The 14,615-nt window shown below is 73.4% G+C and carries 8 protein-coding genes; 2 read left to right on the top strand and 6 right to left on the bottom strand.

Annotation, left to right across the window (positions count from 1 at the left end):
* Nucleotides 1-2: 2 nt before the first annotated feature.
* The 3 genes from AMOR_RS00090 to AMOR_RS00100 form a co-directional block, all read right to left on the bottom strand.
* Nucleotides 3-662, bottom strand: a complete 660-nt coding sequence (locus AMOR_RS00090) for a hypothetical protein (protein ID WP_248357378.1) — start codon at nt 660-662, stop codon at nt 3-5.
* Nucleotides 663-679: 17 nt separating this feature from the next.
* The gene (locus tag AMOR_RS00095) at nt 680-1,744 is read right to left on the bottom strand and encodes a WG repeat-containing protein (protein WP_248357379.1); all 1,065 of its coding nucleotides are present in this window, start codon (nt 1,742-1,744) and stop codon (nt 680-682) included.
* A 166-nt stretch (nt 1,745-1,910) separates the two neighbouring features.
* The gene (locus AMOR_RS00100) at nt 1,911-4,040 is read right to left on the bottom strand and encodes a multicopper oxidase family protein (RefSeq protein ID WP_248357380.1); all 2,130 of its coding nucleotides are present in this window, start codon (nt 4,038-4,040) and stop codon (nt 1,911-1,913) included.
* A 469-nt stretch (nt 4,041-4,509) separates the two neighbouring features.
* Between AMOR_RS00100 and AMOR_RS00105 the strand changes: the two genes are divergently transcribed.
* Nucleotides 4,510-5,550 carry a tetratricopeptide repeat protein gene (locus AMOR_RS00105; protein ID WP_248357381.1) on the top strand — a complete coding sequence of 347 codons (1,041 nt, stop codon included), beginning with the start codon at nt 4,510-4,512 and terminating at the stop codon, nt 5,548-5,550.
* Nucleotides 5,551-5,585: 35 nt separating this feature from the next.
* Here the strand turns inward: AMOR_RS00105 and AMOR_RS00110 are convergent, their stop codons facing one another.
* The 3 genes from AMOR_RS00110 to AMOR_RS00120 form a co-directional block, all read right to left on the bottom strand.
* Nucleotides 5,586-6,266 carry an ABC transporter ATP-binding protein gene (locus AMOR_RS00110; protein WP_248357382.1) on the bottom strand — a complete coding sequence of 227 codons (681 nt, stop codon included), beginning with the start codon at nt 6,264-6,266 and terminating at the stop codon, nt 5,586-5,588.
* A gap of 96 nt (nt 6,267-6,362) precedes the next feature.
* Entirely contained in the window at nt 6,363-6,950 is a 588-nt protein-coding gene (locus AMOR_RS00115) for a hypothetical protein (RefSeq protein WP_248357383.1), read from the bottom strand.
* Nucleotides 6,951-7,047: 97 nt separating this feature from the next.
* Nucleotides 7,048-9,486, bottom strand: coding sequence for a DUF3536 domain-containing protein (locus AMOR_RS00120; protein ID WP_248357384.1), 2,439 nt, complete (start codon nt 9,484-9,486; stop codon nt 7,048-7,050).
* A gap of 189 nt (nt 9,487-9,675) precedes the next feature.
* Between AMOR_RS00120 and AMOR_RS00125 the strand changes: the two genes are divergently transcribed.
* Nucleotides 9,676-14,604, top strand: coding sequence for a myxosortase-dependent M36 family metallopeptidase (locus tag AMOR_RS00125; protein WP_248357385.1), 4,929 nt, complete (start codon nt 9,676-9,678; stop codon nt 14,602-14,604).
* Nucleotides 14,605-14,615: the final 11 nt, after the last annotated feature.

Here is a 14,615-nt window from a genome sequence, read left to right on the forward strand (position 1 = left end):
GCTCACCTCGCCGCCGCGCTCGTCGCCGCGGATGCCGGCGCAGACGCCGGCACCGGCGCAGCCGGCGTCTCGCCGGGCTTCGCGACGGCCGCGGGCGCCGGGCGCGCCGCGCCCCGCTTCCGGAGCTCAGGGACCACCTCGTCCAGCGCGGCGCGGGTCGACGCGATGGCGGGCGCGAGCTTCGCGTTCGCGGCCGAGAAGGTCTCGGCACACCAGCGTGCCTCCTCGCGCTTCTGCGGCAGCCGGTTGGCGAGCGCCGTCCCGGGCTCCGCGTCCATCGACTGCTCGAGGTGGATGAGCGTGTAGCGGCAGCCGCCCGTGGGGCCGGTCGGGATCGCGGCGGCGAGCGCGGCGCGCCGATCCTCGAGACGCGCCCGGATCGCGGCGAGCGCGGCGCGATCGCCCGCGCTCGCGTCCTTCTCCAGCACGTCCACGTGCGCCAGCGCGGCGCGGAGCTCGGCGAGCTCGGAGTTCGCGGCGAGGATGTTGCCCATCCCCTCCACGGTGGCGTCGCGGGCGGATTTCCAGAGCAGCTGGTCCTCGCGCACGCCGGGCGGCACCTCGTCCGGCTCCGTCGGGTTGATGACGACCTTGAGCTCCTGCGCCGCGGCCGGGCCGGCGGCGAGGAGCGCTGCGCAGAGCACGATGGCCTCGAGCTTCATGGTGTCCTCTCCGGTGCTCAGTGCGTCGGGCGCCAGACGTACCGCCCCGACGTGTCGATGTATCCCAGCGCCACCACGTCGTCCGCGAAGGCGGGTGGCCCGCCGGCGCCGACGGCCGCGAGGCCGTCCGCGAAGTCGTCCGCCGCGGTGAAGGGCGGCCTCGCCGCGTCGCCGCGGATGACCACGTCGCCCGCGTGGTTCACGAACGCGACCTGCTCCGCGTCGGTCGCGGGGTTCTCGGCCAGGTCGACCCGCGCGAGGCCGCCCGAGAACGGCCGGCAGCTCGCGAACCGCGGCGGGATGGCCAGCTTGCCGGTCCGGTCCACGTAGCCGCAGCGGCGGGTCTCCTGCACCGTCACCGGCGCGAGCCCCTCCGAGAACGACCCCGCCTCCGCGAACCGGTTCGCGATGACCGGCGTTCCCGCCGCGTCGACGTACCCCCAGGCGTCGCGGTGGCGCACCGGCGCGAGCCCCTCGGCGTAGTCGCCGCTGCCCTCGTACTCACCGGGGAGCACCTTCAGCTCGCCGGTCACGAACACCGTCCGCTTGAGGTTCATCCCCATCGCGAGCCAGATGCTCGCGAAGCCGTTCCGGAACGAGGTGCCGCCCATGTACATGTCCGAGCCGAAGTACGTCCCGTCCTTGCGCAGGAAGCCGCACCCGGCCTCGCTGCAGGCGAGCGCGAGCCCCTCGGAGAAGTCCTCGACGCGAAGGTACCGCGGGGCGATCGCGAGCTTCCCGGCCCTGTCCATGAAGCCGATCCGCCCGTTCGTCTTCACGGCCGCGAGCCCGTCCGAGAACCTCCGATGGAGCCCGGGCTCGACCGGCTCGAACGCGGGCACCAGGACGACCTCGCCGCGCCCGTCGGCGTAGCCGAGCTGCGCGCACTTGCGGACGGCGGCGAGCCCATCCGAGAACCGGTCCGCGGCGTCGAACCTGGGCGCGATGACCACCTCGCCGGTGCGATCGATGAACCCCCACTTTCCGCCCTGGCGGACCGGGAACAGCGGGCCGGAGCGGTCCGGTCCGGCCGAGACCGTCAGGGCAGCCAGGATCGCGACGACCGCGGTGACGCTCGCCATGTGCCTCCCTGGGCGGCGGCCGATGCGGGAGATCATCCCGTGCCGTCCGCCGGCGTTCAAGCGCGGCCGGGCGGCGCAGCAGCCGCGCCGCGCACCCTGCTCGAGGGGCGGCGCCCTCGCGAGCGCCGCCCCCTCCAGCGGCACCGGCGCTGCCGGTGCCCCACGTCTACGGCTGCACGACGACCGGCCGCATCATCTCGTTGTCCTCGTGGTCCACGATGTGGCAGTGCCACACGTACGGGCCCGAGGTCACCGCCAGGAACGCCGGCGCCTGCGGCACGGCGGCGCTGGCCGGATCCGAGACGGTCGTGTCCCACCGGCCGTCCCACTTCGCGATGATGGTGAGGACCTCGCCCGGCCACGACTTCGTCGTGTCTGCGTAGCCCTGCTCGTTGATGTCCGGGCCGCGCGGCGCACTCTTGAGGTACGGCGTGATGGGCAGCTTGGTGAACGTGGTGTTGCCGGGCACCGCGAAGCCCGTCGCCGCCGAGTAGCCCGCCGTGTCGAAGACCTGGCGCGAGATCACCTGGTGCTGGACCAGGTGGGTGTGGATCGGGTGCAGGTCGCCGGTCGTGTTGATGATCTTCCAGATCTCGATGGTGCCCTTCTTCGGCGTCTCGGTGATCGCGCCCTCGAACGGCTTGCCGTCGATCTGCACGCGCAGCGGGTAGAGCGTCACGGCGTCGAGCACCTCGTTCAGCACGAGCTCGCGGGTGACGACGGCCGGCTGGTTCCGGATGGCCGGGATCGCCGACGCGAAGGAGGTCGGGATGACGCTCGTGTCGGGCGCCGTGAGCGGGACGACCTTGAACATGAGCGGCTTGCCCACGTCGTTGTTCGACGGCAGCGCGCCCTTCGGGAACGGCGCCGGCGCGTTGTTCGTCAGGTAGACCTTGGTCCCCACCGCGAGGGCGGTGAAGTCCATGATGACGTCGTGCCGCTCGCCGGAGCACATGAGCAGCTTCGTGACGGCGACCGGCGCGGGCAGGTAGCTGCCGTCCTTCCCGATCTGCGTGAAGGTCTTGCCGTCGGACCGCTGCAGCGCCCAGCACCGGGCGTTCGATCCGTCGAGGAAGTGGAAGCGGTACTTGCGCGGCTCGACGTTCAGGACCGGCCACGCCATGCCGTTGATGATGGGGGTGTCGCCGAAGTACTCGGGCACCCACTGCGGGTGGACCGTCGCGTTGCCGCCCGGGGTCAGCGGCGTCTGTTGCGGAACGAGCGGCGCCGCGATCGCCTGGTTCATGCCGTTCGGATAGTTGATCGTCGCGATGTTCGGCGCCGTCGGCTGCGGCAGGTTGAACGCGCGGTCCTGGAATGCGACGTTGATCTCGTACTTCCCGCTCGGGAGCGTCGTCGGCTCGTTTGCGTCGTTGATCTGGAAGAAGCCCGCCGGGCCGGCGACCACGTTGATGCGGGTCTTGCCGAGGGCGTGATCGTGGAACCAGATCATCCCGGCCTCCTGCACCATCGGGTAGTTGTAGATCATGCTGTTGCCGGTGGGCCGAGTCATGGTGAGGGGAGTCCCGGTCGCCGCGATCGAGAGCGGCGGGTCGATGGGGAGGGCCGTCGGGCTGTAGAGGGCCGCCGTCGTCGGGTTGCCGAACCAGAGCTCGGCGAAGCCGTCGGCCTCCGGCGGGATCTCGCCGCCGTGCAGGTGGACGACCATCGCGTTGTCGGGCTGCTGCGGGCCTCCGTACTGACCGCCGCCGGGCGCGCCGAGCATGCTGCCGGTGAGCTTCGTGCCCATCAGCGTCCGGTCGATGGCGCACGGCCAGTTCGCGTTGAGGGGCTGCGGGCAGAAGAGGTGCTGGTCCGGCAGGTTGTTCACCCACTTCACCTTGACCGGAGTCCCCTTGGTCGCGCGGATGCCCATCGACGGATACGTGACGACGTCCCTCCCGAGCGGGCCGGCGCCGATCTGACCGTAACCCCACACCGGCGTGTAGAGCGGCGCGGCCGTGACCGGATCACGGAGGCCGAGCCATTCGGTTCCTGCGGGCGCCGTCGTGCCGGGCGCGACCCAGTACGCGACGGGCGTCACCGGGGCGGCCTGGATCTCGTAGTAGTCCCACCCCGGATACTTCGTCTTGTCAGGAGTGAGGTCGACCGGGATGGGCAGCTGGTTCACGAACTGCTGCTGCGTCTTGGGGGAGAGCGGGGTGTCGAGGGGCGCGAGCGCACCCTGCGTCGTGTTGGGATCGGTGTACTGTCCAGGGTAAGGCAGCGGGTTGACGACCGCGCCCGGCGGAGGCGTTGCGCTCAGGGCCAGCGCCGGCCACGCCAGCGCGGCCATCACTGCCAGTGTTCTCCACGTTCCCTTCATACTCTCTCCCTCCAGGCCGCGAGCCGTGCTCGCGGCGGTGACCGAGGCGCTCCCGGCACGCCGCACCGCGTGCTGGACCCCGGCTCCTGCGTCATTTCCTGGGGACGCTGCGCGAATCCGATCGGTCTACCGGGGCTGCCCCATTCCAGAGACCGCGTCGCGAGATCCGGACCGCCTGCGTCTGTGTGTGAACATCCTCCCTCGCGCGAATAAGGTGACGATGCTCGAGCGGCGCCTGTCACATGACCGTGGGTCCGGGCCGGGGGCGTAAGCGCGTATATGCAACACCTTCGGTGAACTCGAAGCTGCGCCATCCAGCCGCACCCGCAGGTCGTCCGCGCGCGCGAGGACGCGGACGACGCTCGGGTGGGCATCGACGATCCGCACACGGACGTATACTTTCGCGCGACCTGGTCTCCTCGAACCGCCCCGAGGTCCGATGCGCTCCGTCCGCCCCGTCCTCCTGGCCGTCATCGTCACCTTCGGTGCACCTGCCTGCGTCACCGGGCAACGCGCTGCGCCGGCGAGCGCGGCGCCCACGCCCGGCGCGCCGGCGGCGATCCCCGGCCGCTCCGCCGCGGAGGCCCTCGCCGAGGGCGAGGCCGCGCTCCAGGTCGGCAAGTACCAGGCCGCGGAGGCGGCCTTCGACGAGGCATCGCGCCTCGATCCCTCGAACGAGCGGCCTCGCGCGCTCCGTGCGGTCGCGGTGTTCCGGTCGGCGCGCTTCGACGCCGCCCTCGCGCTGGCACAGGAATCGATCGCGCGCCGCGAGACCTACGACGCCCGCCTCGTCGAGGCCGGGGTGCTGGCCATCCGGCGCCGCTTCGAGGACGCCGCCCGATCCTTCGAGCGGTGTGCCGCGCTGGAGCCGGCGAGCGCCGAGGCGTGGTCGGCGCTCGTCGGCGTCCGGCTCGCCCTGGGCGAGACGGACGGCGCGGAGCAGGCCTGGGCGTCCCTCGTCGGAGTCACGACGCCCGCCGACGCGGAGGATCGTGTCTGGACGGACGTGCAGCGGATGCAGCCGGATCCGTTCCAGGTAGAGGAGGCGCTGGATCGCTGCTCCCGGGGCACCGCGGCGTCCATTCGCGGGAACCAGCCGGAGGCGCACCACGAGCTGATGGCCGTGCTCGGGACCGTACCGACCTATGCGCACTGCTGGTCGGAGCTCGGGAGGGTGCACTGGAAGATGGGCCAGCTCGAGGACGCGGAGCGCTCGTTCCGGACGGCGCTCGCGGCCTACCGCCCGGACCAGACGCCGCTCCGCGGCGACACGGAGGCGCTCCTCGCCGCGCTCCTCCTCGAGCGGAAGGGGGACGGAGCGGAGGCGGTCCGGCTCGCGCGCGCCGCCCTCCAGCACCGCGGCGAGCGGCCGGCGACCGTCGCGCTGCTCGCGCGGGCGTGCGCCGCGGCCGGGGACGCCAGCTGCTCGGGCGCCGCGGACGGGGACGCCTCGCGCGCCGTCCCGGCCGCGTCGCGCTGAGGCGCCGCAGCCGCGCGACGCCCGCGCCGCGCGGGTCAGGGGGCGCGCTCGAGCAACCCCGCGTGCAGGATCCAGGTCTCGTCCGCGAGGGCGGCGAGCTCCCGGCTGTGCGTCACGTACAGCAGCGCGCTCCCCTCCTCCCGCGCGACGCCCAGCAGCAGCTCCATCACCTTCTGCCCGCTCGCCTCGTCCAGGTTCCCCGTCGGCTCGTCCGCGAGGAGCAGCGTCGGCTTCCGGAGGAGCGCCCGGCAGAGGGCGACGCGCTGCATCTCGCCGCCGGAGAGCTTCTGGACGGGATCGCCGCCGCGGTCGCCCAGGCCCACCCGCTCCAGCAGCGCCCGCGCCCGCGCCGCGGCGGGGCCCGGCGGATCGCCGGCGACGAGAGCGGGGACGAGCACGTTCTCCTCCGCGGTGAGGTGCGGGAGGAGGTGGAAGAACTGGAACACCAGGCCGACGTGGTCGCGACGGGCGCGGGTGCGTTCCCGGTCCGGGAGGCGGCCGAGCGCCCTGCCGAGCAGGACCACCTCGCCCGCGTCCGGCGCGTCGATGCCCGCCGCCAGGTGGAGGAGCGTCGACTTCCCGGAGCCGCTCCGGCCGCTGACCGAGACCGCCCTCCCCGCCGGGAGCTCGGCCGAGACGCCGCGGAGGACCGGCAGGACGCCGCCCGCTGTCCGGTAGGAGCGGCTGACTTCACGGAACGCGAGGACGGGCGGCATGCGGTCCCGAGTCCATGGCGCCGGCCGGTCACCGGTTCAACGGGAACCGCCGCGCCCCGGGCGCAGCGGCGGCCCTCCGTGGCCGGGCTCCGATCGCTAGCCGCGCGCGAGCCGGGTCTCGACGGTGTCGAGCGCGGCCGCGACCGCCGCGGGCGCGAAGACGACCGCCGCGATGGCGGGGCCGCAGAAGGCGAGCCCGAGCACGATCGCCGCGCCGAAGTTCTTCCCGGCGGCGAGCGACTGGCCCTGCGTCGCGAGGAGCGTCGCGGCGACCACGAGGCCGAGCGCGGCCGAGGCCGCCCAGCGCCGCCACCCCTCGAACGCGGAGGCGAACGTCGCCGCGACGCCGAGGAGCGCGTACGTCGCGGCGAGCTCGCGGTCCTGGAAGACGAACGAGGTCGCGGCCCAGGCGAACAGCGCCGTGGTGAGGAGCCCGGCCTGGAGCCGGCGGAGCCCGCTCTCGGCGCCGGCGGCGTCGAGCACGATCGGCAGCACTGCGAGGAAGAGGCCCAGCTTGAAGACGCCGAAGCGCGTCAGCCCGAGGCCCGCCCACACGTCGGCGTCCTGCACGTCCAGCACCTTCGCGAGCACGCCGCCCGCGAGCACCTGGCACGCGACCAGCGCGAGCGCGCCGGCGACGCTCGCCGCGAGGAACAGCGCGATGGACTTCTCCGCCTTGGTCATCCGAGTCCTCCTGGGAGAGGGCGCGGATTCTACCCGGATGTCCGCCGCTGACCAGCGCGCCGGGGCGCGAGCGCCCCCACATGTCGGGCGAGGTCGGTCACCCCTCCGCGGCGAAGCCCGCGCGCGCGAGCAGCGTCTCCTCGTCGAACCAGAGGTGGCGCGCGAGATCCGCGGCGGCGGCGCGATCCACGGTGACGAGCGTCGACCCGGCCCAGGCCCAGAGCTTGTTCTGCGCGTCCCAGAGATCCAGCTCGAGGCCGAGCCGCTTCGCGAGGTCGAGGATCGCGGCGAGCTCCGTCGCGCGCGCCCCCGGAGAGCGGCCGGCGAGGAGCGCCGCGAGCCTCCCCTCGACGAGCTCGCGGACGTCGTGGCGGACCGCGGCGAGGTGCAGGTGCGCCCCGAGCCGGCGCGCCAGCTCGGCGGTGGCGGTCAGCTCCGCCTCGGCGCTCGCGAGGTCGATGTCGCCGGCGCGCGCGGCGCCCGTGACGCGGAGGAGCCGCCGCGTGAGCGTCACGTCCGCGGCGACGCGGAGCGGGCCCGGCACCGGCGAATCGATGTCGTGGAGGAACTCCATCAGCCGTCTGTTGTCCTCGAAGATCTCGAGATAGTCGTCCTCGTAGCGCTCCATCGTGCCCTCGAGGAGGACCTCGGCGACGGCGCGCCGCTCGTCGAGGAACAGGTCGCCGAGCCCGTAGTCGCGCCCGGGGAAGTGCCGGTCCACCTCGCGGAGCAGGTGCGAGAGCGGCTGCGCGTGGGGCCGGCCGAGCAGCGCCGCCTCGACCTCCTGGGCGTGGGCGGGCCCGCGGTAGGGAGACAGCCCGCAGCGGAAGTCCGCGGCGCCGAAGTGCAGCACGCAGTAGAGCGCGTCGAGCGTCTCGCGGGTGAGGACGCTCTCGAGCTGGAGGCGCCCGAGCGCGATCGACACCGGGCCGGACTGCGTCGAGCGGCGGCCCTCGAGCCGGTACGTGTAGCAGAACGTCCGGCCCGCGTCGGGCAGCGGCCGGACCGAGCTCGCGATCGCGAGGTGGGCCCCGACGCCCTCGAGCGTCACGACGCTCGGCTTCACGAGGACCTGGTACACGCGGCGGCCGTCGCGGAGCGCGGGCTCGTTCGACGGCGCGCGGGCGAGGGCGGCCTCGAACGCGGGCTCGAGGTCGAGGCCCACCAGATCGCGGGCGAGCTGGATCGCGCGCGCCGCGTACCGGAGGATCTGCACCGTCTCGATGCCGGACAGCTCCGAGAAGAACCAGCCGCAGCTCGTGTACATGAGGAGCGCGTGCCGCTCGAGCTCGAGGAGCCGCAGCGCGCGCCCCACCTCGTCCGACGTGAGGGGCCGGCCCGCCTCGCGCCGCAGGAGGTCGTCCGCGTCCTGCCGCTCCGGATCGAGCACGAGGTCCACGTACCGGTCGCGCGTGCGCCACGGCTCGGGGAAGAGCGCGGCGGCCTCGCGCTCGAAGATGCCGTCGAGCTTCCCGCGGAGCACGTCGAGCGCCTCCCGCAGCGGCGCGCGCCAGGCCTGGTTCCACCCCGGCGGCCCGCCCGCGTTGCACCCGCAGTCGGACCGCCAGCGCTCGACGCCGTGCGCACAGCTCCACGACGAGCCCTCGACGATCTCGGCCTCCCACTCCACCGGGATCCGGTCGAGGGCCTGGCCGAGGTTCACGATCTCGAGATCCGGGCGGCGCCCCGCGGCGCGCAGCGCCGCCGCGAGCGTCTCGTCGCCGCCCTTCCTGTGATGGCCGAGCGTCTCGCCGTCGAACGCGATCGAGAGGATCTCGTCGTGCGCGCGGCCGGGATCGAACCCTCCCTCGAGCCGCGCGAGCAGCCGCTCCGGCGACACGAGCGCCTCGCCGAAGGCGAGGTCGCGCGCGATGTGGCCGTCGTAGAAGAAGAGCACGAGCTCCTTCGCGCCGAGCCGGACCCGGTACGGCCGCGTGGGGTCGAACCGGGCCCCCGTGGCGTCGACCCACTCGCCGTCCGGCGCGCGCACGCGCGTCGCCTGGTATGGCGAGAGGATCGTGAAGCGGATCCCCTCGTCGGCGAGCATCGCGAGCGTCGCCGTGTCGGCGGCCGTCTCCGGCAGCCAGAAGCCCTCCGGCGCCCGGTGGAAGCGGCGGCGGAAGTCGGCGATGCCCCACCGGATCTGCGTGCGGCGGTCGCGCGGGGACGCGAGCGGCAGGATCGAGTGGCTGTACCCCTGCGCGATCGCGTTGCCGTGCCCGCGCCCCTCGAGGCTCCGCGCGTCCGCCTCGACGACGTGCGCGTACACCTCGGGGCGGTGCCGCTCGAGCCACGCGAGCAGCGTCGGCCCGAAGTTGAACGAGAGGTGGAGGTAGTTGTTGACGATCTCGACGATCCGATCGTCGGCGTTCTTGAGCCGCGCCGCACCGTTCGGTCCGTAGCATTCGGCCGCGATCCGCTCGTTCCAGTCGTGGAACGGCTCCGCCGAGTCCTGCACCTCGATCGCCTCGATCCACGGGTTCTCGCGGGGCGGCTGGTAGAAGTGGCCGTGCAGACAGAGGAGTCGGCGGGTCATCCGCCTCATCCTAGGTCGCCGCGGCGCGTCGTTGTGTCCCCGGGCGGGCACCCCCTTGCTCGCACCTTTGCTCCTTAGGTAGCGTGACAGGCGGTACACACCTCCAGTGGGGCCGGGGGGCTCACTGGGACGGGCCTCCTGCCCGTCCTCTGCGGGTCTCCCGCCCACCAGCCCAGGGAGATGCGCCGCATGCTCGAACGTCGAGTCGGCTCGCTGCTCGTCGCTTCCTTCGTCGTGCTGGCAGCTTGTGGCCAGTCCACCTCGGCGCCGCAGAGCTCCACCACTGCCGCGGCGTCGTCTTCGTCGCAGCCCGCACGGGCATCGTCGGGTCGGCCGGGCGACTTCAACGTGCTCGCGGCCGGCAAGGACCGGCTGGGCGTTCCGCGCGTCAGGGCGCAGATCCCGGAGGGGACGCTGCGCGCGCCCGTCCACGTCGACTCCAGGCTCGGCGTGCCGACGTTCATGTGGGCGCTCGGAGAGCGGGCTCCCGCCGCGATCGCGGGCAAGGCCCCGCGGACTCCCGCCGACGCCGCGCGCGCGCACCTCCGCGGCCGCGCGGCCGCGTACGGCCTCGCCCCCGAGGACGTGGACGCGGCGGTCGTGACCGGCGTTCACGACACCGGGGTCGGGCCGGTGATCGTCTCGTTCCGCCAGCCGATCGGCGGGATCGAGGTGTTCCGCGAGACCGCGAAGGTCGCGATGGACCGCCGGTGGAACCTCGTCGCCATCTCCGGCAATCTCTCGCCGGCGTCCGACCCGATCGCCGCGCGCGCCACGCCGGCGGGCGGCGCGTTCGCGCTCGGCGAGCTCGACGCCATCGCCACGGCCCTCGTGGACCTCACCGGCGAGACGTTCGCCGCCGGCGACCTCGCCGCCTCCGGGCGCCGGGGCCCTTACCTCGAGGCGTCGCTCTCGCCCGTCCTGACCGCCGCCCGCGCGGAGCTGTTCTCTCGCCCGGCGCGCGCGAAGAAGGTCTGGTTCCGCCTCCCCGGCGGCCTCGAGCCCGCGTACTACGTCGAGGTCGGCCTCGGCCGCGTCGAGAGCGTCGAGTCGCTCGAGTACGGCTACGTCGTGTCCGCCGTCGACGGTCGCGTGCTGTTCCGCAAGGACCAGGTCGACGCCGACGCGTTCAAGTACCGCGTCTGGGCCGAGAGCTCGGCGCCGTACCGTCCGTGGGACGGCCCCCAGGGCACAGCGCCGTCGCCGCACCCGACCGGCGTGCCCGACGGGTACCAGGCGCCGTTCCTCCCGTCGCGGGACGTGATCCTCTCGAGCGCGCCGTTCTCGCGGAACGACCCGTGGCTCGCCGCCGACGCGACCGTCACGACCGGCAACAACGCGGAGGCCTACGCGGACATCAGCGGCGCGGACGGGTTCGACGCGAGCGACATCCGCGGCACCGCCTCCGCTCCCCAGGAGTTCGCCTACCCGTACGGCTTCGACGTCGCGCCCAACGCGACGATGAACCAGGTGCAGGCCGCGATCACGCAGCTCTTCTACGACGTGAACTTCTTCCACGACTGGTACTACGACGCGGGCTTCGACGAGGCGTCGGGGAACGCCCAGGCCTCCAACTTCGGGCGCGGCGGCCTCGAGGGCGACTCGCTCAAGGCGGAGGCCCAGGACTCGTCGGGCATCAACAACGCGAACATGCAGACGCCGGCGGACGGCTCGCGCCCCCGCATGCAGATGTACCTGTTCAGCGGGAACGGCGCGCAGTACATCACGATCAACTCGCCCCCGACGCTCGCCACGACGGACATCGCGGGCGTCGCGGCCGGGTTCGGCGCGCAGAGCTTCACGCTCACCGGCGACGTCGTGCTCGCGGACGACGGCTCCGGAACCCGGCTCGGCTGCAACGCCACCTGGGTGAACGCGGCCGCCGTCACCGGCAAGATCGCGCTCGTGTACCGCGGCACCTGCGGCTTCGCCGTGAAGGCGAAGAACGCTCAGCTCAACGGCGCCGCCGGCGTCATCATCGCGAACAACACCACCGGTGTCGCCAACATGGGCGGCGTCGACGGGACGGTGACGATCCCCGCCGTCCTGATCGCGAAGGCGTACGGCGACGCGATGGCCCTCGAGCCGCCCGCCTCCGTGAACGTCACGATCGGCCGCTCCAACGTCCTCCCCCGCGACGGCACGCTCGACAACGCCATCGTCGCGCACGAGTGGGGCCACTACATCTCGAACCGGCTCATCGGCGACGCCGCCGGCCTCTCGAACAACCAGGGCCGCAGCATGGGCGAGGGCTGGGGCGACTTCCACGCGCTCCTGCTCATGGTCCGGGCGGAGGACGCGGGCGCATCCGCGAACGCCGACTGGTCGGGCGTGTACGCCGCGGCCGGGTACGTGACGAGCGGTGACGAGTGGTACGGCGGCCCGAACCAGGGCTACTACTTCGGCATCCGCCGGGTCCCCTACTCGACCAACCTGACGAAGGATCCGCTCACGTTCAAGCACAGCGCGAACGGGAACCCCATCGACAGCACCTCGGTCCCGGTGCTGTTCGACTGGGACGGCACGAACAACGCCGAGGTCCACAACGCGGGTGAGGTCTGGGCGACGATGCTGTGGGAGTGCTACGCCGCCCTGCTGAACGAGCCCGGCCTCCCCTTCGACCAGGCGCAGACGCGGATGAAGAACTACCTCGTCGCGGCGTACAAGCTCACCCCGTCGGCGCCGACCTTCCTCGAGGCGCGCGACGCGGTCCTCGCGGCCGCGTACGCGACGGATCCCGTCGACTACCAGCTCTTCTGGAAGGCGTTCGCGAAGCGCGGCGCCGGCATGGGCGCGGTCGCCGCGGATCGCTACGCGTCCGACAACGGCCCGGTCGTCGAGAGCTACGCGGTCGGCCCGGATCTCCAGGTCGCCGGCGTCCGATTCGGCGCGGTGACCTCCGGCTGCGACGACGGGGACGCCGTGCTCGACGCCGGCGAGACCGGCACGCTCACGCTCACCGTGAAGAACACCGGTGATCGCGCGCTCGGGCCCGTCACGGCGACCATCGCCTCGACGAACGGCCAGATCGCGTTCCCCGGCGGCGCCACGGTGACGTTCCCCGCCTCCGGCCCGCTCGAGACCGTCACCGGGACCGTCCAGGTGTCGCTCGCGAGCGCGACGGGCATCGGGCAGGTGCCGTTCACCCTCACCTACCCGCCGGAGGCCGCCCTCGTGGCCGACACCGCGGAGTTCGCCCTCCGCGTGAACACGGACGAGGTCCCCGCCGCGTCCGCGTCCGACGACCTCGAGGCGGAGGCGTTCGCCTGGACGCCCGTGGCGGACCCGGCGTTCGCGAAGACGAGCCTGTTCGAGCGCGTCGCGCTCTCGCCGGTGAGCCACGCCATCCACGGCCCCGACGTCGGGGCGACCGCGGACGTGAGCCTGGTCTCGCCGCCGCTCCAGGTGAGCCCCGGCGCGTCCCTCGTCGTCGGCTTCCGGCACGCGTGGGACTTCGAGTCCGATCCGGTGGGCACGCCGGGCCGGGCGTTCTACGACGGCGCGGTCGTGGAGGTGTCGAGCGACGGCGGCACGACGTGGCTCGACGTGGGGGCGCCGCTCTACGCCGGCGGCGCCATCTCGAGCTACACCGGCGACACGAACCCGCTCGCCACCCGGCCGGCCCTCGTCGGCACGAGCACGGGCTGGCCGACGCTCCAGCCCGCGAGCCTGGACCTCGGGACGACGTACGGCGGCCAGACCGTTCTCCTCCGGTTCCGCATCGGCACCGACGGCGGCGTCGGGTTCGGGGGATGGCTCATCGACGACGTGACGGTGAGCGGTATCGGCAACACGCCGTTCCCGATCCTCATCGCCGACACGCGCCAGTGCCGCAACCGTCCTCCCGTCGCGGTCGCGGGTCCGGCGCAGGCCGTCGACGAGGGCGCCGCCGTGGCGCTCTCCGCCGCCGCCTCCTCCGACCCGGACGCGGGCACGACGCTGTCGTTCCAGTGGACGCAGCTGAGCGGCCCGGCGGTCACGCTGACCGGCGCCGGGACGGCGGCGCCGTCGTTCACGGCGCCGCTGGTGACGGCGGACGCGCAGCTCGTGTTCCAGGTGACCGTGTCCGACGGCGCGCTCTCGAGCACCGCCACCACCGTCGTCACGGTGAAGAACGCGAACCACGCGCCGATCGCGAGCGCCGGGGCGGACTTCACGGTGGACGAGGGCGGGATCGCGACGCTGGTGGGCTCCGCGTCCAGCGATCCGGACGGCGATCCGCTCACCTACCAGTGGACGCTCGCCTCCTCCGTCCCCGCGCTCCCGGACGCCGTCGTGGGCACGGGGGTCGCGTTCCTCGGAAGCGCCTCCGCGGATCGGGCGTTCGTCGTGCCGTCGGTGACCGCCGACACCGTGCTCACGTTCGAGCTCGCGGTGAGCGACGGCGCGACGTCCTCGACGGCGACCGTCCACGTCACCGTGAAGAACGTGAACCGGCCCCCCGTGGCCGTGGCGGGCGTCGACTTCTCCGTCGACGAGCGCACGCAGGTGGCGCTCTCCGCGGCCGGCTCGTCGGATCCCGACGGTGACGCGCTCACCTACACCTGGACCCGCGTGAGCGGCCCTGCCCTGGACCTCGTGGCGGCGACCATCGCCGCGAACGGCACGGCGATCTTCACCGCGCCCGAGGTGGCGGCGGACGCCGACCTCGTCCTCCGGCTCACCGTCAGCGACGGCGCCGCATCCTCCACGTCCGACGTGACGATCCACGTCCGGAACCTGAACCGGCAGCCGCTGGCGAACGCCGGCGCGGCGCAGACGGTCGACGAGCGCACCGCGGTCACCCTGAACGGCTCCGCCTCGTCGGATCCGGACGGTGAGGCCCTCGCGTACGAGTGGGTGCAGATCTCCGGACCGGCCGCGACGCTCTCCTCCGCGACCGTGGCCCAGCCCACGTTCACGGCGCCGTCGGCCGACCTGCCCACGCAGGACCTCGTGTTCCAGCTCACCGTGCGCGATCCGCACGGCGTGGCCGACAGCGCGACGGTGAAGGTCACCGTGACGAACGTCGATCACCCGAAGGGCGGCTGCGCCTCGGGCGGCGACGCCGGCCTGGTCGGCCTCCTGTTCCTCGGCATGGCGGCCCTCCGCCGCCGAGCGCTGCGCGCCCGCGCCTGACGCCGGTCGGG

Origin of the sequence: Anaeromyxobacter oryzae (assembly GCF_023169945.1) — a bacterium.
GTDB lineage: Bacteria > Myxococcota > Myxococcia > Myxococcales > Anaeromyxobacteraceae > Anaeromyxobacter > Anaeromyxobacter oryzae.

Excerpts from the sequence above, each read along its gene's own strand:
- AMOR_RS00125 (WP_248357385.1), top strand. The coding sequence starts at position 9,676 with ATGCTCGAACGTCGAGTCGGCTCGCTGCTCGTCGCTTCCTTCGTCGTG.
- AMOR_RS00095 (WP_248357379.1), bottom strand. The coding sequence starts at position 1,744 with ATGGCGAGCGTCACCGCGGTCGTCGCGATCCTGGCTGCCCTGACGGTC.
- AMOR_RS00090 (WP_248357378.1), bottom strand. The coding sequence starts at position 662 with ATGAAGCTCGAGGCCATCGTGCTCTGCGCAGCGCTCCTCGCCGCCGGC.
- AMOR_RS00115 (WP_248357383.1), bottom strand. The coding sequence starts at position 6,950 with ATGACCAAGGCGGAGAAGTCCATCGCGCTGTTCCTCGCGGCGAGCGTC.
- AMOR_RS00100 (WP_248357380.1), bottom strand. The coding sequence starts at position 4,040 with ATGGCCGCGCTGGCGTGGCCGGCGCTGGCCCTGAGCGCAACGCCTCCG.
- AMOR_RS00120 (WP_248357384.1), bottom strand. The coding sequence starts at position 9,486 with ATGACCCGCCGACTCCTCTGTCTGCACGGCCACTTCTACCAGCCGCCC.
- AMOR_RS00110 (WP_248357382.1), bottom strand. The coding sequence starts at position 6,266 with ATGCCGCCCGTCCTCGCGTTCCGTGAAGTCAGCCGCTCCTACCGGACA.
- AMOR_RS00105 (WP_248357381.1), top strand. The coding sequence starts at position 4,510 with ATGCGCTCCGTCCGCCCCGTCCTCCTGGCCGTCATCGTCACCTTCGGT.